The sequence below is a fragment of the Roseovarius atlanticus genome (assembly GCF_019802205.1).
Classification (GTDB): Bacteria; Pseudomonadota; Alphaproteobacteria; order Rhodobacterales; family Rhodobacteraceae; genus Roseovarius; species Roseovarius atlanticus_A.
Window position 1 is genome coordinate 120,379 of record NZ_JAHVHQ010000004.1, and the last position, 19,995, is coordinate 140,373.

Here is a 19,995-nt window from a genome sequence, read left to right on the forward strand (position 1 = left end):
TGGACTGCTCTCGGGTTTCGGCGTATGTCTATGACGCTGATACGCGAGATGACAATGCTAGCGAAGAAAACGTGCTCATGCCGACCCGCCTGACATCGCTGGATCACCTGGTGCTGACCGTGGCGGATGTCGATGCGACGGTGACCTTTTACACGGATGTCCTGGCAATGACGGCCGAGGCGTTCACCCCTGCTGACGGCACCCGACGGTGGGCGCTGAAATTCGGGGCACAGAAGATCAACCTGCACAAGGCGGGCGCGGAATTCGAGCCGAAGGCGGCGCATCCCCGCCCCGGGACAGCGGACCTTTGTTTCCTGAGTGACGTGCCCTTGGCCGACTGGCAGGCGCACCTGGCCGAATACGGTGTGACGGTCGAGGAAGGACCGCTGCCGCGCACCGGGGCGACGGGGCCGCTGACCTCGATCTACATACGCGATCCGGATGGCAACCTGATCGAGATTTCCAACGCCGGTTGAGTGCCTAGTCCGGTTCGGCGAAGCTTTCGGCGCAGAAGCGGTGAATTTCCAGAGTGCCGCTCCAGTAATCCCCGGGCAGGCCGGCCTTGACCTTCAGCGCGGTCAGGAACTCGGCCGGGTCTGGCAGGCTTTCCCACACCATCGGCAGGAAGACGCCGCGCTTGCCCCCGTCGCGCAGGATCATGCCGTCACGGTGGGGTGTCAATTGTGACAAAAGGTCAGCCTGATTCGCGAAGGTCATCGGCGCGGAGGGCGACAGGACGGCGATCTTGAGGCGCAGACCGGGGACCTCGTCGGCGCTCAGGGGCTTGAAGCGCGGATCGTCGGAGGCGGCTTTGACCGTGTTCTCGGAGACGTCGCGGACCAGCGGTTGATGCGCGGCAAGCGAGCCGATGCAGCCGCGCAGGCGGCCGTTCTTTTGCAGTGTGATGAAGCTGGCGGCGTGCCCGCGCAGGGCCTGTGGAAAGCTGGTTTCATCGAGATTGGGCGGCTTGCCGCGCCTGGTGAAGGACTCGAGCGTTTGCCGCGCGGCCTTCAGCAGCATCTCTCGGTGGCGCGGGATGATGATTTCGTCGGTGGTGTCGAAGAGCGCCCAGGCGCCGTAGCCCACGGTGCGCGACGTGTCGCCGGTGACATCGGCGCTGGACGCCATGGCCAGCCGGGAAACGCGCAGGCCCGCGCCCGTGGCCGAGGCGAGAAACCCCGTGATGGCGGCGGCACCGCAGGCGTGGCGGGGGGTGAGGATCGTGCCCCTGGACGTTTCCAGCAGCTTGGCCGTCTCGGCATCCTTGGCATCCGCCGCGTCGCGGGTCAGGAAATGGCTGAGGTCGCTGGACAGGACGAAGAGCGGCTGGCCTTGAGCGGCGAGGTGGTCAATGGCCGCCGCCACCTGATCCTGTGTCGCGTTGCCGATGACGAGCGGCACCACCCTGGCGCGGGGATGCAGGCGGTGCAGGAAGGCAAGCTGCGTCTCGATTCCGTGCTCGCGGTCATGGGCAGCGTCCTCGACATGGGCCAGCCCTGCCTGAACGAGGCTGTTGGTGACGGATCGGTCGATCATCACGTCGAAACCGGGCATGGCGTAGCCCTTTTGCGAGGGCAGGGCGATGCCGTCGAACGAATGCGCATGAGAGGGCGACAGGATGACGATGGTCGAGGGCTGTCCTCGGGCGGTAGCCCGCCACGCCGCGCCGGTCAGCCAGCCGGAAAAGCGATAGCCCGCGTGTGGCGAGATAATTGCGCGGGGCACCGAGCCCTCGGGCCGCCAGCCGCTGGTGCCGCGGGTGATGCAGCTTTCGGCCTCGGACCAGAGAGCATCGGGCTCGGCCGGGTAGAAGGTTCCGGCGACGGCGGGCTGGCGCATCAGGGGATCGGGTTCACTATCCATGGTCGGGTCAATCGCATAACGTGGTGACAGGATCATGGAGGAAATTCGCCCGCGATGCACGCCGCGCGATTCTGGGAAGCCGAGACTGACGGCAGGCTGCGCTGCACCCTGTGCCCGCGCTTCTGCACATTGCGGGACGGGCAGCGCGGCATGTGTTTCGTTCGTATGCGGCAGGGCGACCGGATGGTGCTGGACACCTACGGGCGCTCGACCGGGTTCTGCATCGACCCGATCGAGAAGAAGCCACTGAATCACTTCCTGCCCGGTACGCCGGTGCTGAGCTTCGGCACGGCAGGGTGCAACCTGGCGTGCAAGTTCTGCCAGAACCACGAGATATCGAAAAGTCGCGAGGTCGACAGCCTGGCGCATGCGGCGTCGCCCGAAAAGATCGCCTGCGTGGCGCGGGCAGAGGGCTGTGCGTCGGTGGCGTTTACCTACAATGACCCGGTGATCTTTCACGAATATGCGCTGGACACCGCCGCCGCCTGCCGCGAGGCCGGCGTGAAAAGCGTGGCGGTGACGGCGGGGTATATCTGCGACGCGCCACGGGCAGAATTCTTTGGTGCGATGGATGCGGCGAATATCGACCTGAAAGGCTTTACCGAAGGGTTTTACCGCAAGCTGACCGGATCGGAGATCGAGCCGGTGCTGGAGACGATCGCCTACGCCGTGAACGAGACCGATTGCTGGGTCGAACTGACGACGCTGTTGATCCCGGGCGAGAATGACAGCACGGCGGAGCTGGAGGCGCTGTCGGCCTGGGTGATGGAGACCTGCGGGCCCGATGTGCCGCTGCATTTCACCGCCTTTCATCCCGATCACCGGATGCAGTCGCACGAGCGCACGCCGCTGGAGACGCTGCTGCGGGCGCGTCAGGTGGCGCAGCAGGCGGGGCTGCGGCATGTCTATATCGGCAACGTGCATCATCCCGACGGGCAGTCGAGCTACTGCGACGGGTGCGGGGATCGCGTGATCGGGCGGGACTGGTACGCGCTGTCGGAGTGGAAGCTGGACGATTTCGGCGCGTGCGTCACTTGCGGCACGCCATTTCCCGGTGTGATCGACGGTCCGCCGGGCGACTGGGGGCGCAAGCGGCGGCCATTGCGCATGGCGTGAGAACGCGAAAAGGCCCCGGGCGGCGCGCCACCCGGGGTCAGGCCTGACAGGCGGAGGAAAATCTTACCAGTCCGTCGGACCCTTCTCGGCGAAGGCGTGGACAAGGAAGTCGATGAAGGCGCGCACCTTGGGCTGCGTGAAACGGCCCGGAGGATAGACTGCGTAGATGCCCTGGGTTTCCATCGGCAGGTCCGGGATGACATCAACCACTTTTCCGTCCTTCATCGCGTTGGCGTAAAGGAAACTGGGCAGGTAGGCGATGCCGAGGCCCGAAATGGCCGCATTGAGCAGCGACTGGCCGTCATTGACCGAAAGACCGCCGGCGGTGCGCACCTGGCGCTTTTCGCCCGAGGGAGCGGTCAGCTTCCAGACCGACCCGTTGGACTGGCTGGAATAGTGCAGGAGCTTGTGTTCGTTGAGTTCGTCGATCTTGCCGGGTTGACCGTATTTTTGCAGGTAAGCGGGGCTGGCGATCATGCGCTTGGTGGTCTCGGTCAGCTTGCGGGCGCGCAGCGTGCTGTCTTCGAGCTCGCCGATGCGGATCGCCATGTCGAAACCTTCGGAAATCAACTCCACGTAGCGGTTGTTGAGCACCATGTTGACCGTGATGTCCGGGAAGTCGTCGAGAAACTGGCCGAGAATCGGGCTGAGGTGGTTCACGCCGAAATCGGTCGCCACGGAAATGCGCAGAAGGCCCGAGGGATCGGACTGCATGGAACTGACCAGCGCGTCCGCCTCGCCCGCGTCGTTCAGGACACGCAGGGCACGGTCGTAATACGCCAGACCGATCTCGGTCGGGCTGACTCGGCGGGTGGTCCGGTTCAGCAGGCGCGCACCCAGACGGGCCTCGAGAGACGAGACGTGCTTGGAGACGGCGGACTTGGAAATACCCATTTTGCGGGCAGCGTCCGTGAACCCACCCTGGTCCACGACGGTCGCAAAGGCCTCCATTTCGGTAAGGCGATCCATTCTCGATACCCTCGTCATTTCTTGTTGGGGTCAAGCTATCGCCGTAAATTCAGGCACAACTGCGGCGCGAGCCAGACAATATCTTGGTTTTGTGGTGCATCGTTCGTGGCCCGGAAACAGCTTTCATGCCGCCGACCGGGGCCAGGGGCCTTGTCTTGCGGCCCGTGAGATCCATCTTCAGCACCGTCGCAGGGCCGTGCTGGAGACTCGGCATCTGCGGGACCTGAACCAGGGAGAGCTCGCATGAAACTTCTTACGAAATCCTTCGCCATTCTGGCGGTGACAGCCTCGATGGCCTTTGCCGAACGGACCGCTGCGCCCGAAGATGCAGAGGTCTATTTCGTCAACCTTGAAGACGGCGCCACCGTGTCCGCGCCGGTGAAGGTCGTCTTCGGCCTGAGCGGCATGGGCGTGGCGCCGGCCGGCACCGAAAAGGAGCATACCGGACATCACCACATCCTGATCGATCGCGCGCCGCTGGGCGAAGGCCCCGATGGCGAGGAGGAGCTGCAAAACGCGATCCCGTCTGATGACAACCACATGCATTTCGGAGGCGGTCAGACCGAGGTGGAGCTGGACCTGGAGCCGGGCGAACACACGCTGCAACTGGTGCTGGGTGACATGAACCACGTACCGCACGACCCGCCGGTGACGTCGGACCAGATCACGATCACGGTCGAGTAACCTCGGTCAGATCCACTTCAGCTTTCGCAGGATCCAGATCGCCGCGACGGTCAGGACCACCAGCCCGATGCAGAGGGCGGCGAAGGCCCAGGGGGTGTCCACGCCGGGCATCCCCGCCACGTTCACGCCGAACAGCCCGGTGATGAACCCCAGCGGCAGGAAGACCGCCGCGACGATCGACAGGATATAGCCGTTTCGACTGTGCACGAGGTCGGCCTGAGCGGCGTGGTGATCCTGCACGGCATCCATGCGGCCCACCATCGCCTCCAGTTCCTCGACGGTCAGTTTTGCAAGATTGCCAAGCTCGCGCAGGCGGGCGCGGGCATCCGAGGTGACAAGTTCGCTGTCGGTGCCGACAAGGGCAATCAGGGCGTCGCGCTGTGGCGCGAGATAGCGGCGCAGGCGGATCGCCATGCGCTGTTCCTCTGCCAGGTCCTCGGGCAGGGGCGCGTCGTCGTCATGCACGCTGTCTTCCATGTCGTCGACACGGTGGCTGAGGTCGAAGACCGTGTCCTGCACCCGGGTCATCAGGCGCTGGGCCAGATCGTGGACAAATGCGATGGGGCTTGCGGGGGCGGTGCCTGTCACGGCCTCCTGCCGGATAGCGTCGAGCGCGAAGATCTTGCGCATCCGCACGGTCACGATCAGCCGTTGCGTCACCCACATGCGCACCGCGACCATCTGGTCGGCGGGACCGTCGGCATTGAGGTTCACGCCGCGAAAGTTCAGCATCAGACCGTCGCCGTAGCGGTCGCAGCGCGGACGGGTTTCCGGCGCCATCAGGGCGGCAGCGGGAATGGCAGGAACGCGGGCTGCCAGCCAGCCGGGAAGCTCCGGATCGCTCAGGTCGAAATGCCACCAGGCATAGCCTTCGGCCGGGCCGTTTTCGGAGGCCGGGCGGGCGGTGCCATCAGGGGCGATATCGAAGGCGCAAACGGGCATGGCGCGAAACTAGGGCCGGGCAATACCCGCGGCAAGGCCTATAGCGTCGCCGCCAGCCGGGTGCCCTGGTCGATGGCGCGCTTGGCGTCGAGTTCTGCCGCGACGTCCGCACCGCCGATGACGTGGCAGGCGATGCCCCTGGCCTCGAGCGCGTCGGCAAGGCTGCGTTCGCTGACCTGTCCGGCACAGAGCACGATGGTGTCCACCTCGAGCGTGCGCGGGTCTTCGCGGCCTTCGCCGTTGGAGACCACGAGGCCCGCAGGTTCGATACGCTCGTAGGTAACCCCGCCGACCATCTCGACATCCTTCATGCGGAGCGACGCGCGGTGAATCCAGCCCGTCGTCTTGCCGAGCCGCTTGCCCACACGCTCGGACTTGCGCTGCAGGAGCGTGACGGCGCGGGCGGGCGCGTCGGGCTGCGGGCCTTCGGGGGCAAGGCCGCCGGGGGTTTGCGCAGGGTCGCCGACGCCCCATTCCTCTTTCCATTCCTTCAGGTTCTCGGTCGGGCTTTCGCCCTCGTGCACGAGGAACTCGGCCACGTCGAAGCCGATGCCGCCCGCGCCGATGATGGCCACGCGGCTGCCCGCCGGCTTCTTGTGCTTCAGCACGTCGATATAGCTGAGGGTGTTGTCGCCGTCCTGGCCTTCGATCTCGGGGTCGCGGGGCAGCACGCCGGTGGCGATGACCACCTCGTCAAAGCCGGTGAGGTCATCGGCCTGTACGTCATGGCCCAGTTTCACCGTGACGCCGGTTTCCTTCAGCATGGTGCCGTACCAGTCGACCAGGCCGAAGAATTCCTCCTTGCCGGGGATCTGCTTGGCCATGTTGAGCTGGCCGCCGATCTGGGCGTCGCGGTCGAAGAGCGTCACATCATGGCCGCGCTGCGCCGCCGTGATCGCGGTGGAAAGGCCCGCGGGACCGGCACCGACCACGGCCACGGTCCTGGGCGTGTCGGTGGGCGTTATCGGCAGCTCGGTCTCGTAGCAGGCGCGGGGGTTCACGAGGCACGTGGAAATCTTGCCCGAGAAGGTATGGTCGAGGCAGGCCTGGTTGCAGGCGATGCAGGGCGCGATGGTGTCGGCGCGGCCCTCAATGGCCTTCTTGACGAACTCCGCATCCGCGAGGAAGGGACGGGCCATCGACACCATGTCGGCGCAGCCCTCGGCCAGCACGTCCTCGGCCACCTGCGGCGTGTTGATCCGGTTCGATGTGATGACCGGGATGCCCACATGCCCCATCAGCTTTTTCGTGACCCAGGTGAACGCCGCGCGCGGCACGGAGGTGACGATGGTGGGAATGCGCGCCTCGTGCCAGCCGATGCCGGTGTTGATGATGCTGGCCCCGGCCTTTTCGACCTCCTTGGCCAGTTGCACCACCTCGTCGAAGGTCGAACCCTCGGGGACGAGGTCGATCATCGACAGGCGGTAGATCAGGATGAAATCGGGGCCGACGGCCTCGCGCACCCGGCGCACGATCTCCAGCGGCAGACGCATCCGGTTCTCGTAGGAGCCGCCCCAGCGGTCCTCGCGCTTGTTGGTGTGGCGCACGAGGAACTGGTTGATGAAATACCCCTCGGACCCCATGATCTCGACCCCGTCATACCCCGCCTCCCGCGCGCGGGCCGCGGCGGTGACGATATCGGCGATCTGTTTCTCGATGCCATCCTCGTCCAGCTCCTTGGGCGGGAAGGGCGAGATAGGGGACTTGATGGGCGAGGGGGCGACGCATTCGGGGCCATAGGCATAGCGGCCCGCATGCAGGATCTGCATGGCGATCAGGCCGCCCGCGTCATGCACCCGGTCGGTGACCACCTTGTGGTTGGCGATGTCCTCGTCGTTGAAAAGGCCCGCGGCGCCGGGAAAGACGCCGCCCTCGCGGTTGGGGGCCATGCCCCCGGTGACCATGAGGGAGACCCCGCCGCGGGCGCGCGTGGCATAGAATTCGGCCACGCGGTTCCAGTCCTTGGTCTCTTCCAGCCCGGTATGCATCGAGCCCATCAGCACGCGGTTCTTCAGCGTGACGTGGCCCAGATCGAGCGGGGCGAGCAGGTGCGGGTATTGGGTCATGTGCGGCCTCCCGGGAAACGTTCGGATCAAAACGTAGGTTGACGCGCACCATGGTCACGTCAGCCGCGATTGTCACGCCCGACGCTGCGTTAGGATGGGGTGGCGCGGGTCACCGATTGGACCTTTTCTGTGGGGATGGGCGGTTGACGGGGCGCCGCGATCCGGTCCAGACCCTGCACCAAAGATGAACGCTGTCAGGACAAAGCCCCATGCAATCTCGTCGCAAGTTTCTTGCCGGTGCCGCCGGAGCATTGGGTACCGCCTCGCTGGCCGCACGTGTCCGAGCCGATGTTTTCTTCAAGACCATGCATGTGATGAGAGATCCGTTTTGTGGGTGCTGCGACGCTTGGATCGAGTTCCTGAGAGAGGAGGGTTTGCAGGTGACCAGCCAAGACTCCTTCGGCACGCTCCTGTCACGATACAAGATCGACAACGGAATTCCGAAGCAGATGGTCTCGTGTCACACGGCCAAGTTTGACGGATACGTGATCGAAGGTCCTGTGCCGACTTCCGACATCATGCGCCTGCTGGAGGAACGCCCGATCGCCGTGGGACTCGCGACCCCGGGCGTGTCATGTTGCCTATCGGAAAGCGATCCGGAGAAGCCGCGCGAAGGCTTTGACGTACACCTGATCCTGCGGGATGGCAGCACCAAGGTTTTCGCGCGCTATGCCGACGCCGGATCGGCTTGGCTCAGGCGCTGGCGGCCCAGTCCCAGTACATCTCGCGCACTCTGCGGGTGACCCGGCCGGTCCAATAGTCGGTGTTGTCACACGCGGTGACCGGCGTGACGCCCGACGCTGCGTTAGGCGACGGGACGGGTCACCCGGTTGTGATGCCGGGTGCGGGGGCGGATGGTTGACGACGGCGTGCGATCCTGTCCAGACTCCGAACCAACCCAGCCTGCAAGGAGACTGCCGATGCCGACCCGACGCAACTTTCTCGCCGGTGCCGCCGGTCTGGTGGCCACGGCCCCGCTTGCCGGTCTGGCGCAATCCGGTCCCGCCATTCATGTGATGAAAGATCCCAACTGCGGCTGCTGCGGCGCGTGGATGGAGATCCTGCAGGAGGACGGCTTTGCCGTGACCAGCGAGGATGCGTTCGGCACGATCCTGTCGCGCTACAAGATCGACAACGGCATTCCGCAGCAGATGATCTCGTGCCACACGGCCAAAATCGACGGCTACATGATCGAAGGTCATGTGCCGCCCGCCGATATCCGCCGTCTGATTGACGAGCGCCCCGACGCTGTGGGTCTTGCGGTGCCGGGGATGCCCTATGGCTCGCCGGGCATGGGGCCGGAGGACCGGCGCGAGGCTTATGACGTGCACCTGATCCTGCGGGACGGCGGCACCGAGGTCTTTTCCAGCTACGACGCGGCCTGAACCACCGGGCTCAGGCGCTGGCGGCCCAGTCCCAGTACATCTCGCGCACTCTGCGAGTAACCGGGCCGATCTGGTAATGCGTGTCGTCAAACGCCGTGACCGGGGTGACCTTCATCATGTTGCCGGACAGGAACACCTCGTCGGCGTCGTGGAAATCGTCGAAGGACAGGACGCATTCATGCACGGTCACCCCATCGGCGCGCAGGTTCTCGATATGCCGCGCGCGGGTGATCCCGGCCAGGAAGGTGCCGTTGGGGACCGGCGTGAAGACCTCGCCATCCTTGACGGCAAAGGCGTTGGCGGTGGCGGCTTCGGCCACGTTGCCAAGCGCGTCGGCCACCAGCGCGTTGGTGAAGCCTTTTGACTTCGCCTCGGCCAGCATCCGGGCGTTGTTGGGGTAAAGGCAGGCGGCCTTGGCGTTGACCACCGCATCCTCCAGCACCGGACGGCGGAACCGCGTGCGGGTTATCGTGGCGGAATGCTCGGGTGCCGCCATGGGGATTTCTTCCAGGCTGATGGCAAAGCCGGTGGCGCCGCCTTCCTTGGGCACGATGGCGGACATGCCGCCCTCGATGGCCCAGTACATGGGGCGGATGTAGACGGCCGCATCGGGGGCGTAGGCTTGTAGCCCTTCGTGGACGATCTCGACCATGTCCTCGGCCGTGACGGTCGGCGTGACCATCAGCGCCTCGGCCGAGGCGTTCACCCGGGCGCAATGCCGGTCGAGGTCGGGCGTCAAGCCGTGGGCGAAACGGGCGCCGTCGAAGACGTTGGAACCCAGCCACATGCCGTGGTCGGCGGCGCGCATCACCGGGATGTCGCCCTCGTGCCAGGTGCCGTCGAAATAGGTCCGGATGTTGCTGCCTGTGGCCATGGTCGCCTCCCTTTCGGCGCGGACCCTAAGCCGCGCGGCGCGAAGGGTCCAGAGGGGTCAGCCGGCTTCGGCCAGCAGGGCTTCCACGTCCAGCCGGCTGTTGACCATCTTGAGATTGCCCTGGGCATCGCGCGGCCAGTCTTCGGGCGCGCGATCGCGGTAAAGCTCGACCCCGTTGCCATCGGGGTCCGACAGGTAGACCGCCTCGCTGACCCCGTGGTCGGCCGCGCCCTCCAGCGGGATGCCGGCCTTCAGGACGCGTTTCAGAACCTGCGCCAGCGCCGTGCGGTCGGGATAGAGGAAGGCCGTGTGGTATAGCCCCGTATGCCCGGGCGGGGGCGGCGTGCCGCCTTTGCTGTCCCACGTATTCAGACCGATGTGATGGTGATAGCCGCCCGCCGACAGGAACGCGGCCTCGGTCCCGAAGCGCTGTTGAAGTTCGAAGCCCAGAACGCCGGAATAGAAGGAGATCGCACGTTCCAGGTCCGACACGCGCAGGTGCACGTGGCCGATACGGGTTTCGGGATGCGTTGTGAATGCCATGATTTGACCCTTTCCTGCTTGAGCCAGAAATGGGCTGGTTGAACGTATCGCGCAATTCTACACGCTGCCGCAGAGATCGTGCGAAAATGCAGAGGCTTTTTCTTGCTGCAAGTACTCCGGGGAGTTTGAGGGGCAGCGCCCCTCATTCCTGCAAATCGAGCGTGGCGCAGCCACTCGATCGGGTCAGGCGCCGACCATGCCGACGATTTCCTTGGTGCGTTTGAGTATGGGCGCGGCGATCTCGCGGGCCTTGCCGGCGCCGTCCGACAGGATGCGGTCGATCTCGGCGGTGTCCTGCATCAGCCGGGCCATCTCGTCGGAAATGGGCGCCAGCTTGGCCACTGCCAGGTCGGCCAGGGCGGGCTTGAACGTGCCGAACTGCTGCCCGCCCACATCGCGCATCACCTGATCCACGCTCTGGTCGTTGAGCGCGGCGTAGATGTTCACCAGGTTGCGGGCCTCGGGGCGGTCCTCCAGCCCTTCGGCGTCCGAGGGCAGCGGTTCGGGGTCGGTCTTGGCCTTGCGGATCTTTTTCGAGATCGTGTCGGCATCGTCGGTGAGGTTGATCCGGGACATGTCCGAGGGATCGGATTTCGACATCTTCTTGGACCCGTCGCGCAGGCTCATCACCCGGGTCGCGGCGCCTTCGATCACCGGCTCGGTGATGGGGAAGAAATCGACCTCGAAATCGTTGTTGAACTTGATCGCGATATCCCGCGTCAGTTCCAGGTGCTGCTTCTGATCCTCGCCCACGGGCACATGGGTGGCGTGGTAGGCCAGGATGTCGGCGGCCATCAGTGCGGGGTACGCAAACAGGCCCAGGGAGGCGTTTTCCTGGTTCTTGCCGGCCTTGTCCTTCCACTGGGTCATCCGCTTCATCCAGCCCATGCGAGCGACGCAGTTGAAGATCCAGGCCAGTTCGGCATGGGCCGAGACCTGGCTTTGGTTGAAGAGGATCGACCGCGCCGGATCGACGCCCGAGGCGATGAAGCCGGCGGTCAGCTCGCGCGTGGCGTGGCGCAGGGCGGCAGGGTCCTGCCAGACGGTGATGGCATGCATGTCGACCATGCAGAAGATCGACTCGACGCCGCTGTTCTGGCTGTCGGCGAAACGCTTGAGCGCGCCCAGGTAATTGCCCAGCGTCAGGCCGCCCGACGGCTGGATGCCGGAAAAGACGCGGGGGGTGAAGCTGGCCTCGGCCATGGCGGACTCCGTCTGGAAATTCGTGTCCGCCTCGCTTACTGCTGCGGTCAACAGCCGTCAAGGAGGCCACACCGATGTCCGATCCCCGAGCCACAGGCCCCGGCGACAGCCCGGTCAACCCGATCCCGCCGCTGGTGCTGGCCATCGTCGCCGCCATGGCCGCCGCCGAGGCGGTGTTCCAGCTGGGTGCGCGCGGGCTGGCGGGCGGGCCCGAGGCGATCGGCTGGCGAATCTCCACGATCCAGCAGTTCGGCTTTTCCAACCGCGCGATGACCTGGATGCTGGAGGCCGGTCAGTTAAGGATTGATTATCTAATCCGCTTCGTCACCTATCCGTTCGTCCATGCCAGCCTGTTGCAGGCGGTTTTCGCCATCGTCATGACGCTGGCCATCGGCAAATTCGTGGCCGAGCGCATGGCCGGGTGGGCGGTGGCGATTTTATTTTTCGCCTCATCCGTCTTCGGCGCGCTGGTCTTTGGCCTGATCTATCCTGACGGGCCGGGGTTAATAGGGGGTTTCCCCGGCGTCTATGGCCTGATCGGGGGCTTTACCTGCCTTGTCTGGCTGCAACTGGGCGCGATGGGTGAAAACCAGATGCGGGCCTTCGTGATGATCGGCGTTCTCTTGGGCCTGCAACTGATCTTCGGGCTGCTCTACGGCAACAATTTCACATGGGTGGCCGATATCGGCGGCTTTGTTGGCGGGTTCTTTTTGTCTTTTCTTCTGCTGCCCGGCGGGATGAGGCGGTTGCGGCAGAAGCTGCAGCGCCGTTAACGGCGAACCGTCTTGCGGAAATCCGACAGGCGGAACGCGCCCAGAAGCTGGCCGAGGCCGAAATAGCTGACGCTGCCAAGGCCGATCAGCACCAGAAGCGCGAGCCAGCGCCAGCCGCCCAGGCCGAAGAACGGCGTCATCAGCACTTGCAGGCCCCACAGGATCACGCCCAGCAGGACCGACGCCAGCAGGATGCGCCAGATGCGGCGGCGGAAGCGGTCGTCGAACCGGGCGACCTCGCCATAGCTTCGTGCGCCGCGCACCAGGAGCCAAACCATGGCCCAGCCCGCCGCCGTGGCGGCGATGGCTGCGGCCCACCAGCCGACCAGTTGCGCCAGACCAACGGCCAGCGCGGCGTTCACCACCATCGCGACAACGGCGTAATGGAATGGCTTTTTGGTGTCAGAACGGGCGAAGAAGAGCGGTTGCAGCACCTTTTGCAGCACGAAGGCGGGCAGGCCGAGGCCGTATATCATCACCGCGAGCGCCGTCGCGGCGGTGTCGTCGGCGTCGAACTTGCCACGCTCGAACAGCACCGACACCAGCGGCAGGGGGATCACCATCAGCGCCACGGCGCAGGGCACGGTCAACGCCAGCGAGATCTCGGCGGCGCGGGAATAGGCGTGGCGGGCGCCCTCGTGATCCTCGGCCTTCAGGCGGCGCGACAGGTCGGGCAGCAGGACGATGCCGACGGCGATGCCCACGACCCCCAGCGGCAACTGGTAGAGGCGGTCGGCGGCGTAGAGCCAGCTGACGGCGCTTTCGGTGTTCGAGGCGACGAGCTGGCCCACCACCAGGTTGATCTGCACCACGCCGCCCGCCAGGGCCGCGGGGACGGCGACGCGCACCAGCTTTGACATCTCGGGTGTCCAGCGGGGGCGGGTGGGGCGGATGCGCATCCCGGCACGGTCGGCGGCGATCCAGACCAGCACCAGTTGCGCCACGCCGGCAAAGGGGATCGTCCAGATCAGCGCGTCGGCGACCGGGCCGCCCATGGAGTGCGTGATCATCATCGCGCCGACCAGCAGAACGTTCAGGATGACGGGCGCGGCGGCGGCGGCGGCGAAGCGTCCGGCGGCGTTGAGAACCCCGGAAAACAGGGCCGCGAGCGAGATGAAGAAAATATAGGGAAAGGTGACTCGCGCATAGTCGACGGTGATGTCGAAGCGCGGATCGCCGTAATAGCCCTCGGCCGTGGCATAGACCAGCGCGGGCATGAAGATCATCGCCAGCGCGGTCAGGATCAGCAGCACGAAGCTGAGGCCCGAGAGCGCCAGGCGGGCAAAGCCGATGGGGTCCTCGTCGGCCTCGAGCCGCCTGGAGAACATCGGCACGAAGGCGGCGTTGAACGCGCCCTCGGCGAAGAAGCGGCGGAACATGTTGGGCAGGCGGAAGGCGGCCACGTAGGCGTCCATCAGCACACCGGGGCCGATGAGGTTGGCGATGATGACGTCGCGCACGAAGCCCAGGATCCGGCTGGCCAGGGTCCAGACGCCCACGGTCAGGACGCCGGAGAGAAGGCGGATGGGTTTCATGTGCGGTGCCTGCGTCTGCCTTGTTTTCAAGAGCATTAGCCGATTGCCGGGAGCGTGGGAAGGCCGGTCTGCGGTGCAGGGGAGCTGTGCCCTGCGAATCGGGGATTAACGGCCATATTCAGCCGTTTTTGGCACGTCGGTATCGCGTCGGTATCCGAGTGGTATCGCGTCGGTGGACTTTTCGCGTGTCGGGGACGCGCGCGTTCGTGACCGGGCCGCACGGCGCGTTTGCCGGATATTCGGCTCTGGCGTCCGGCGAGGAGGGTGATAGCGTGCCGGGCAACCCCACCCAGACCGGAAGGTGCCGCCATGACGACCTCGCCCTATGACATCCTGTTCGAGCCGGTGCGGATCGGACCCAAGACCACGCGCAACCGCTTTTACCAAGTGCCGCATTGCACCGGCATGGGCTTTCGCTATCCGCAGGCCGAGGCGGCGCACCGGGCGGTCAAGGCCGAGGGAGGCTGGGGCGTGGTGTCGACCCAGGAGACCGAGATCCATCCCAGTTCCGACCTTACGCCCGCGAACGAGGGGCGGCTGTGGGACGACGGGGACATTCCGGCGCTGCGGTTGATGGCCGAGAGCGTTCAGGCGCATGGCAGCCTTGCGGCGATCCAGCTGGCACATAACGGGCATCACGCGACCGGGCGCTATTCGCGCCAGCCGATCCTGGCGCCGTCGCCCACGCCCAGCGACTGGGGCGATCCGTGGCAGGCGCGGGGCATGGACAAGGCCGACATCAAGGCGTTCCGGGGCTGGCATGTGGACGCGGCGAAGCGGGCCAAGCGGGCGGGGTTCGACATCATCTATGTCTATGCGGGTCACGACATGACGCTGCTCATGCATTTCCTGCTGGCACGCCACAACCACCGGACGGATGAATACGGCGGCAGTTTCGAGAACCGGCTGCGGCTGTTCCGCGAGGTGCTGGCCGATACGCGCGACGCGGTGGGCGACAGTTGCGCCATTGCCGTACGGCTGGCGGTGGACGAGTTGATGGGCGAGGCGGGGCTGCGCCACGAGGTCGAGGGGCGCGACATCATCGAAGCGCTGGCCGAGGAGCCGGACCTGTGGGACGTCAACATCTCGGACTGGTCGAATGACAGCCAGACCTCGCGCTTTGCCAAGGAAGGGTTCCAGGAGCCTTACACCGCTTTCGTCAAATCGGTGACGACCAAGCCGGTGGTGGGCGTGGGGCGCTATACCTCGCCCGACACGATGGTGCGGCTGGTGAAATCGGGGCACCTGGACCTGATCGGCGCGGCGCGGCCGTCGATTGCCGACCCGTTCCTGCCGAAGAAGATCGAGGAAGGCCGGCTGGAAGAGATCCGCGAGTGCATCGGGTGCAATATCTGCGTCTCGGGCGATCAGCTCTTGATGCCGATGCGCTGTACCCAGAACCCGACGGTGGGCGAGGAATGGCGGCGCGGCTGGCATCCGGAGGTGATGACCGGCGACAAGGTGGCGACAGAGCGTTTCCTGATCGTGGGCGGCGGGCCTTCGGGGATGGAGGCGGCGCGCGGGCTGGTCGCGGCGGGCCACGAGGTGGTGCTGGCCGAGGCGAGCGACGCCTGGGGCGGGCGCGTGGCCATCGAGAGCGCGCTGCCGGGGCTGGCCGAATGGGGCCGGGTGCGCGACTGGCGGCTGTGGCAGTTGCAGCAGAAAGATGCGGCCGATCTCTACCTGCAAAGCCGGCTGAGTTCGTCGGATATCCTGGAGTATGGCATCGGGCAGGTGGTGCTGGCCACCGGGGCAAGCTGGCGGATGGACGGGGTGGGGCGGACGCACCGCCTGCCGGTCGCGGCGTTCGGGGCCTTGCCGGTGCTGTCGCCCGAAAGCGCGATGCAGGGCGGGTTCGAGCAGGACGAAGGAACGGGGCCGATCGTGATCTTTGACGACGAGGGGTATTACCTGGGCAACATCCTGGCCGAGCTTGCCGTGCAGACCGGGCGCGAGGTGGTCTTCGTGACGCCATCGCCCATCGTGGCGCCCTGGACCGAGAACACGCTGGAGCAGGCCCGTATCCAGGCCCGGCTGATCCAGCTGGGCGTGACGATCGTGCCGCTGCACAAGGTCGCCGATGGCGACGGCAGCACGCTGGAGCTGGCCTGCATCTATTCCGACGCTCGGCGGCAGATCCCCTGCGCCACGCTGGTGCCGGTCACGTCGCGGGTGCCCAATGACGCGCTGTGGAGCAACCTGAAGGAGCACGAGGCGGACTGGGGCGCGGCGGGGATCAAGGCGGTGACGCGGATCGGGGATTGCTATTGCCCGGGCACGATCGCGGCGGCGGTCCATGCCGGGCACGCCTTTGCCCGAACGGTCACGGGCGCGCAGGTCGATCCGCCGCGGCGGGGCGAGCGGGTGGATCTGTCGCCGGAGAGGTGAAGCCGGTGCGGGCCGGAACTTTGGAGAATTCTGGGCGTGAAAATACGTATTTTCACGGTCATTTCCTGCGCAGGAAATGGTGCCCGCAGGACCCTGCGGCGGAGTTGCGGCGCAATGACTGCTTTGGGTCCAGTCCGGTCCTTCTCAACAAGCGCGGCGATTGTCGGCTTCAGGTCCGACTTGCCGGCGCTGCAGCTTGCACCAATGTCCGCTCTTCGGGCTGCGGCCAGAAACGTGACAAAAGCATACTGAGTTTTGGCAAGGGTTTGTGGCACAAGATTTATCAATGCTTCCGGTTGCTTCGCGGAAAGTGACAAAAACGACCGTTTTTGGCGCGAAGGTTCTGTCAGGGGGGGTATGTCCGCTTGGTGGGACCTTGCTGCCATTCACGACGGAGGCAATTGTCAGCCCCTGGGGTGGCGATCCGACGGCAATCATGACGCACTTCATGCCTGCCAAACACGTCCTCGAAATGATCGTTGCGCCCAGCCTCAGCCAAATCGCCAGCCCGAGGGAGGGGCTGACGATGGCCGGGCCGCTTCGCGGCTGTTAACCGGCTGGGTGCTCGAACCCAATGTCTCACAAGGGTTCGTTCCGGACCTTCTCCGCACCGCAGGATGTGCCAAAACTCAAGCGTTTCTGTCACCGGCGCAAACCACCGATTTTGGCGCACAGGTTCTGGCAAGGGGTTTATGTCCGTTTCGAACGCAGGCAGTTACGGCGCCGAGTTGTCCGCCTCGATAATGCCGACCAATCTGTCGATCCCTTGCTCGGTTCCAAGCAGCCTTTGCTGGCGTGCATCCACGCCCCCATCGAGAATTGCAACCTGTTCGGTGTAACGCATCAGGGTCTTATCGCCTGAAGGTGTCAGGAGGATTGTAACCAACGAAGCAGACAGTCTCGCACCGGCAAAACTCATCTCGTAGGCATAGATGATCCGTTGCGCGGGAACGATGTCGAGATAGTAGGCCGCGAAGGTTTGATCCTGTCCGTCGCTTGTCCGCCAGTGCTTCCGGTCAGTACCTCCGACACGAAAATCGAAGGTGTCCTCCAGAACCGCCCAGTCCGGGTGGCAGCTATTCCATCGATCCTTGAGTTCGGCCTCGGACCAGAACCGGAACGCGTGCCGCGGGGTCGTGGCGAGCTTGCGCTCGATTGTGAAAACCGTGTGTTCAACAGGCTGGGTTCGTGTCATTTATCCTGGTCCTCAGGGAAATCGGAAATTGCCTGTTCCAGCCTGTCGAAGGCTGCGCTCAGCTCGATTTCACGCTGCTCGATCCAGCGGCGCACGCGGTCGAACGCTTCGGTCTTCATTCGGTACGTTCTGACCCGCCCTTCTTTCTCGGAAACGACAAGTCCGCCGGACTCGAGCACCGCCAGGTGTTTCACCGCTGAGGGGAGACGCATACCAAGTGGCTCGGCGAGTTCTTTCACTGACATCGGATCACGAGAGAGGCGCGCAACCATGTCACGCCTCCTTGGATCCGACAGAGCATGGAAGAGTGCGTCAAGCGCCGGGTCATCAGGTCCTGGAGTGATGTCAGGCATCTTTGACCGTCAGGAACTGCTGCGGGATCCTGTCACGGAACGGGAAATTGTCGAAGTATGGCCGGGCTTCGACCAGCACGCGCCTGAAGGACGGGCGATCGACCAGCCGTTCGAAATATCCGCGTAATGCGGATTGGTCGGATTTGAACGGTACGATGATTCCCGCGAAGAAAAGTGCGGGCGCGGCGGAACATTCGGCGATACTGAAATCGTCACCTGCCGCCCATGTGCGGTCCTTCATGTGATTTTCCACCATCTCGTAGGCTTGCATCAACCGCTGCTCGGCCGCCTCGACGCCTGTCTTGTCCTTCCGGTCTTCGGGCCGGAAAGAGTCGAATACGATCTTCTGCATCGGTTCCTGGACATAAAGATCGAAGAAGCGATCCCACAGGCGGGCCCGGAGACAGGTCGCCGGATCGGCAGGCAGCATCGTCTGCACTCCGGGATAGTTCTGGTCCAGGTACTCGATGATGATCGACGCTTCGGGTATGGTTTCGTTCCGGCCCTCGTCCCGAAGAACGGGCATCTTTCCGACCGGCCAAAGGTCGAGGAACCGTGCGTGGTCACCAGGATCGCCGAGGTCCACCATCAAAGGCTCAAACGGAGTCTCCGCCTCATAAAATGCGATGAGAACCTTGTGGCAGAACGATGCCAGCGGGTGAGAGTAGAGCTTCAACGTCACGGTGTTTCCAGTCAATGGTTTCCCTGATTGGAAACTAACATGATCGGTTCAGGCACGCAACAAATGGTTTCCGGAGACGGAAACCTTTGGGCATTCGCTGCGCCACGTGGCGGACCTTCCCCCCCACCGCAGGATGTGCCAGAACTCGGCCGTTTCTGGCCCCGGCGCAAACCACCGTTCCTGGCGCATGGGGTCTGTCCGGGGATTTGTGTCCGGTGAGCGGACGAAGCGGACATTGAAGACGGTGACGCGCGCCGTTATGGCCCTCTTGGTTTTGAATGTTGACGGCGGGACTGACGTGCCAAGAATATACGTGATCGGAGCATCATGCTCGGGCGTCTCGACGCTCGGGGCGACACTGTCGGCGCAGATGGGCGTTCCCGTGCTGGACGTGGACGACTTCTATTGGATGCCGACAGACCCACCGTTCACGACAAAGCGCCCGCCAGCTGATCGGGTCCGCTTGATCCGACAGCGGCAATCCCGGACGGAGGGCTGGGTTCTGTCAGGCTCGTTCATGGGGTGGGGGGATATCCTGATCGAGCATGTCGAGATCATCGCCTTCCTGTATACACCGACCGCGATACGGCTGCGACGTCTGGAGCGCCGGGAGGCTCAAAGACACGGGGATCGTATTCTGCCGGGTGGCGACATGCATGACGGCCATCTGGCATTCCGTGACTGGGCCTCTCGCTATGACGACCCCTCGTTCACGGGACGCAATCTCGCGCAGCATGAACGCTGGCTCGAAGCACAAACCGCTCCGGTTCTGAGGCTTGACGGCACGGAGCCTGCTGACGTGTTGGCCAAGACGGTCACGACCGCGCTGGAGCGGCTCTGAAAGGGCCACGAAGGGCTCGATCCCGACCGTCGCGACTGTGGTCTGGCAGGGAATGGCCCTGCCAGACCTGGTCTCAGGACTTGATACGGAGTGCCGCATTCGGGAATGGGAAGCCGAAATCATCGACCGCGCGCCGGGACACCTCGTGAAATCCCAGCCTCCTGTAAAAGCGGACGGCCTGTTCATTCTCGGTATAGACTTCGAGGGTGAGTTCGCCTTTCCGGGCCAGGGCATCGGCGACAAGCGTGCGCCCGATACCGTGACCTTGCCAGTCCGGCGCGATGAATATCCCGCCTATGAAACAGTCCAGAAGGCTGATGAAGCCAACAGCTTCTCCGTCAAGGCAGGCCACCGAAGTCTCCGCCTTCGGCAGATACACCTCCTCGATCAGCTTGCGCTGTTCGGTCAGCCTTTCTTCCCCGATGAAGGGGTGCGCCTTCAGCGAGGCTTCGAACCAGATGGTCGACAGTCTTTCCAGATCCGTTGCCGCGTCAAAGGGCCGGATCACCACGTTTACATTCTTCATGAGAACTCCACGGAAATCATGCAAAAAGGGTCGGCATCCATGTGCCGAGCGATGCCG

20 protein-coding genes and 1 pseudogene are annotated in these 19,995 nt (G+C 64.6%); 8 read left to right on the forward strand and 13 right to left on the reverse strand.

Features of this window, described 5'->3' with window-relative positions; translation table 11 throughout:
* The first annotated feature begins 77 nt into the window (after positions 1 to 77).
* Entirely contained in the window at positions 78 to 476 is a 399-nt protein-coding gene (locus tag KUV49_RS17180) for a VOC family protein (RefSeq protein WP_222452204.1), read from the forward strand.
* A gap of 4 nt (positions 477 to 480) precedes the next feature.
* Here the strand turns inward: KUV49_RS17180 and amrB are convergent, their stop codons facing one another.
* Entirely contained in the window at positions 481 to 1,863 is a 1,383-nt protein-coding gene (gene amrB, locus KUV49_RS17185; RefSeq protein WP_222452205.1) for an AmmeMemoRadiSam system protein B, read from the reverse strand.
* Positions 1,864 to 1,917: 54 nt separating this feature from the next.
* Between amrB and amrS the strand changes: the two genes are divergently transcribed.
* A complete protein-coding gene (amrS, locus tag KUV49_RS17190) occupies positions 1,918 to 2,979 on the forward strand; it encodes an AmmeMemoRadiSam system radical SAM enzyme (protein ID WP_222452206.1) in 1,062 nt (353 codons plus the stop codon).
* Between the two features lie 63 nt (positions 2,980 to 3,042).
* Here the strand turns inward: amrS and KUV49_RS17195 are convergent, their stop codons facing one another.
* Positions 3,043 to 3,948 (reverse strand): LysR family transcriptional regulator, encoded by a 906-nt coding sequence (locus tag KUV49_RS17195; RefSeq protein WP_152493935.1) that lies wholly within the window; start codon positions 3,946 to 3,948, stop codon positions 3,043 to 3,045.
* Between the two features lie 243 nt (positions 3,949 to 4,191).
* On the opposite strand from KUV49_RS17195, the gene KUV49_RS17200 reads away from it, so the two are divergent.
* Positions 4,192 to 4,632 carry a DUF4399 domain-containing protein gene (locus tag KUV49_RS17200; RefSeq protein WP_222452207.1) on the forward strand — a complete coding sequence of 147 codons (441 nt, stop codon included), beginning with the start codon at positions 4,192 to 4,194 and terminating at the stop codon, positions 4,630 to 4,632.
* Positions 4,633 to 4,638: 6 nt separating this feature from the next.
* On the opposite strand, the gene KUV49_RS17205 is transcribed toward KUV49_RS17200, so the two are convergent.
* Positions 4,639 to 5,574 carry a zinc transporter ZntB gene (locus KUV49_RS17205; RefSeq protein WP_222452208.1) on the reverse strand — a complete coding sequence of 312 codons (936 nt, stop codon included), beginning with the start codon at positions 5,572 to 5,574 and terminating at the stop codon, positions 4,639 to 4,641.
* A gap of 38 nt (positions 5,575 to 5,612) precedes the next feature.
* Complete coding sequence (locus KUV49_RS17210; protein WP_222452209.1) at positions 5,613 to 7,640, reverse strand: NADPH-dependent 2,4-dienoyl-CoA reductase; 2,028 nt, start codon at positions 7,638 to 7,640, stop codon at positions 5,613 to 5,615.
* 209 nt (positions 7,641 to 7,849) lie between these two features.
* Between KUV49_RS17210 and KUV49_RS17215 the strand changes: the two genes are divergently transcribed.
* Entirely contained in the window at positions 7,850 to 8,383 is a 534-nt protein-coding gene (locus KUV49_RS17215; RefSeq protein WP_222452210.1) for a DUF411 domain-containing protein, read from the forward strand.
* Here KUV49_RS17215 and KUV49_RS21570 read toward each other — a convergent pair.
* Positions 8,340 to 8,432 (reverse strand): annotated as a pseudogene (locus KUV49_RS21570) (branched chain amino acid aminotransferase); the annotation flags it as partial. The gene KUV49_RS17215 and the pseudogene KUV49_RS21570 overlap by 44 nt on opposite strands.
* Positions 8,433 to 8,560: 128 nt before the next feature.
* Between KUV49_RS21570 and KUV49_RS17220 the strand changes: the two are divergent.
* Positions 8,561 to 9,025 (forward strand): DUF411 domain-containing protein, encoded by a 465-nt coding sequence (locus KUV49_RS17220; RefSeq protein WP_222452211.1) that lies wholly within the window; start codon positions 8,561 to 8,563, stop codon positions 9,023 to 9,025.
* Positions 9,026 to 9,035: 10 nt separating this feature from the next.
* Here KUV49_RS17220 and KUV49_RS17225 read toward each other — a convergent pair whose 3' ends face one another.
* The 3 genes from KUV49_RS17225 to trpS form a co-directional block, all read right to left on the reverse strand.
* On the reverse strand, positions 9,036 to 9,899 hold the full coding sequence (locus KUV49_RS17225; RefSeq protein WP_222452212.1) for a branched-chain amino acid aminotransferase: 864 nt from the start codon (positions 9,897 to 9,899) through the stop codon (positions 9,036 to 9,038).
* A gap of 57 nt (positions 9,900 to 9,956) precedes the next feature.
* Complete coding sequence (locus tag KUV49_RS17230) at positions 9,957 to 10,442, reverse strand: VOC family protein (RefSeq protein WP_222452213.1); 486 nt, start codon at positions 10,440 to 10,442, stop codon at positions 9,957 to 9,959.
* Positions 10,443 to 10,625: 183 nt separating this feature from the next.
* Positions 10,626 to 11,645: a tryptophan--tRNA ligase gene (gene trpS, locus KUV49_RS17235; protein ID WP_222452899.1), complete on the reverse strand. Its 1,020-nt coding sequence runs from the start codon at positions 11,643 to 11,645 to the stop codon at positions 10,626 to 10,628.
* 74 nt (positions 11,646 to 11,719) lie between these two features.
* On the opposite strand from trpS, the gene KUV49_RS17240 reads away from it, so the two are divergent.
* Positions 11,720 to 12,418, forward strand: coding sequence for a rhomboid family intramembrane serine protease (locus tag KUV49_RS17240; RefSeq protein WP_222452214.1), 699 nt, complete (start codon positions 11,720 to 11,722; stop codon positions 12,416 to 12,418).
* Here the strand turns inward: KUV49_RS17240 and murJ are convergent.
* Positions 12,415 to 13,953, reverse strand: coding sequence for a murein biosynthesis integral membrane protein MurJ (gene murJ, locus KUV49_RS17245; RefSeq protein WP_222452215.1), 1,539 nt, complete (start codon positions 13,951 to 13,953; stop codon positions 12,415 to 12,417). The two genes, KUV49_RS17240 and murJ, sit on opposite strands and share 4 nt — an antisense overlap.
* Before the next feature lie 309 nt (positions 13,954 to 14,262).
* Here murJ and KUV49_RS17250 point away from each other — a divergent pair, with 309 nt between their 5' ends.
* Positions 14,263 to 16,341: an NAD(P)-binding protein gene (locus tag KUV49_RS17250; protein ID WP_222452216.1), complete on the forward strand. Its 2,079-nt coding sequence runs from the start codon at positions 14,263 to 14,265 to the stop codon at positions 16,339 to 16,341.
* A gap of 715 nt (positions 16,342 to 17,056) precedes the next feature.
* Here KUV49_RS17250 and KUV49_RS17255 read toward each other — a convergent pair.
* From KUV49_RS17255 to KUV49_RS17265, 3 genes are read right to left on the reverse strand one after another with little or no spacing between them, the layout of a single operon-like run.
* Positions 17,057 to 17,536 (reverse strand): SRPBCC family protein, encoded by a 480-nt coding sequence (locus KUV49_RS17255; RefSeq protein WP_222452217.1) that lies wholly within the window; start codon positions 17,534 to 17,536, stop codon positions 17,057 to 17,059.
* The gene (locus KUV49_RS17260) at positions 17,533 to 17,889 is read right to left on the reverse strand and encodes an ArsR/SmtB family transcription factor (protein ID WP_222452218.1); all 357 of its coding nucleotides are present in this window, start codon (positions 17,887 to 17,889) and stop codon (positions 17,533 to 17,535) included. The genes KUV49_RS17255 and KUV49_RS17260 overlap by 4 nt, the downstream gene beginning before the upstream one ends.
* Positions 17,882 to 18,571: a glutathione S-transferase family protein gene (locus tag KUV49_RS17265; protein WP_315899559.1), complete on the reverse strand. Its 690-nt coding sequence runs from the start codon at positions 18,569 to 18,571 to the stop codon at positions 17,882 to 17,884. Before KUV49_RS17265 ends, KUV49_RS17260 begins: the two co-directional genes overlap by 8 nt.
* Before the next feature lie 298 nt (positions 18,572 to 18,869).
* On the opposite strand from KUV49_RS17265, the gene KUV49_RS17270 reads away from it, so the two are divergent.
* On the forward strand, positions 18,870 to 19,412 hold the full coding sequence (locus KUV49_RS17270) for an adenylate kinase (RefSeq protein ID WP_315901779.1): 543 nt from the start codon (positions 18,870 to 18,872) through the stop codon (positions 19,410 to 19,412).
* Between the two features lie 73 nt (positions 19,413 to 19,485).
* On the opposite strand, the gene KUV49_RS17275 is transcribed toward KUV49_RS17270, so the two are convergent.
* Complete coding sequence (locus tag KUV49_RS17275; protein WP_222452219.1) at positions 19,486 to 19,938, reverse strand: GNAT family N-acetyltransferase; 453 nt, start codon at positions 19,936 to 19,938, stop codon at positions 19,486 to 19,488.
* Positions 19,939 to 19,995 lie beyond the last annotated feature (57 nt).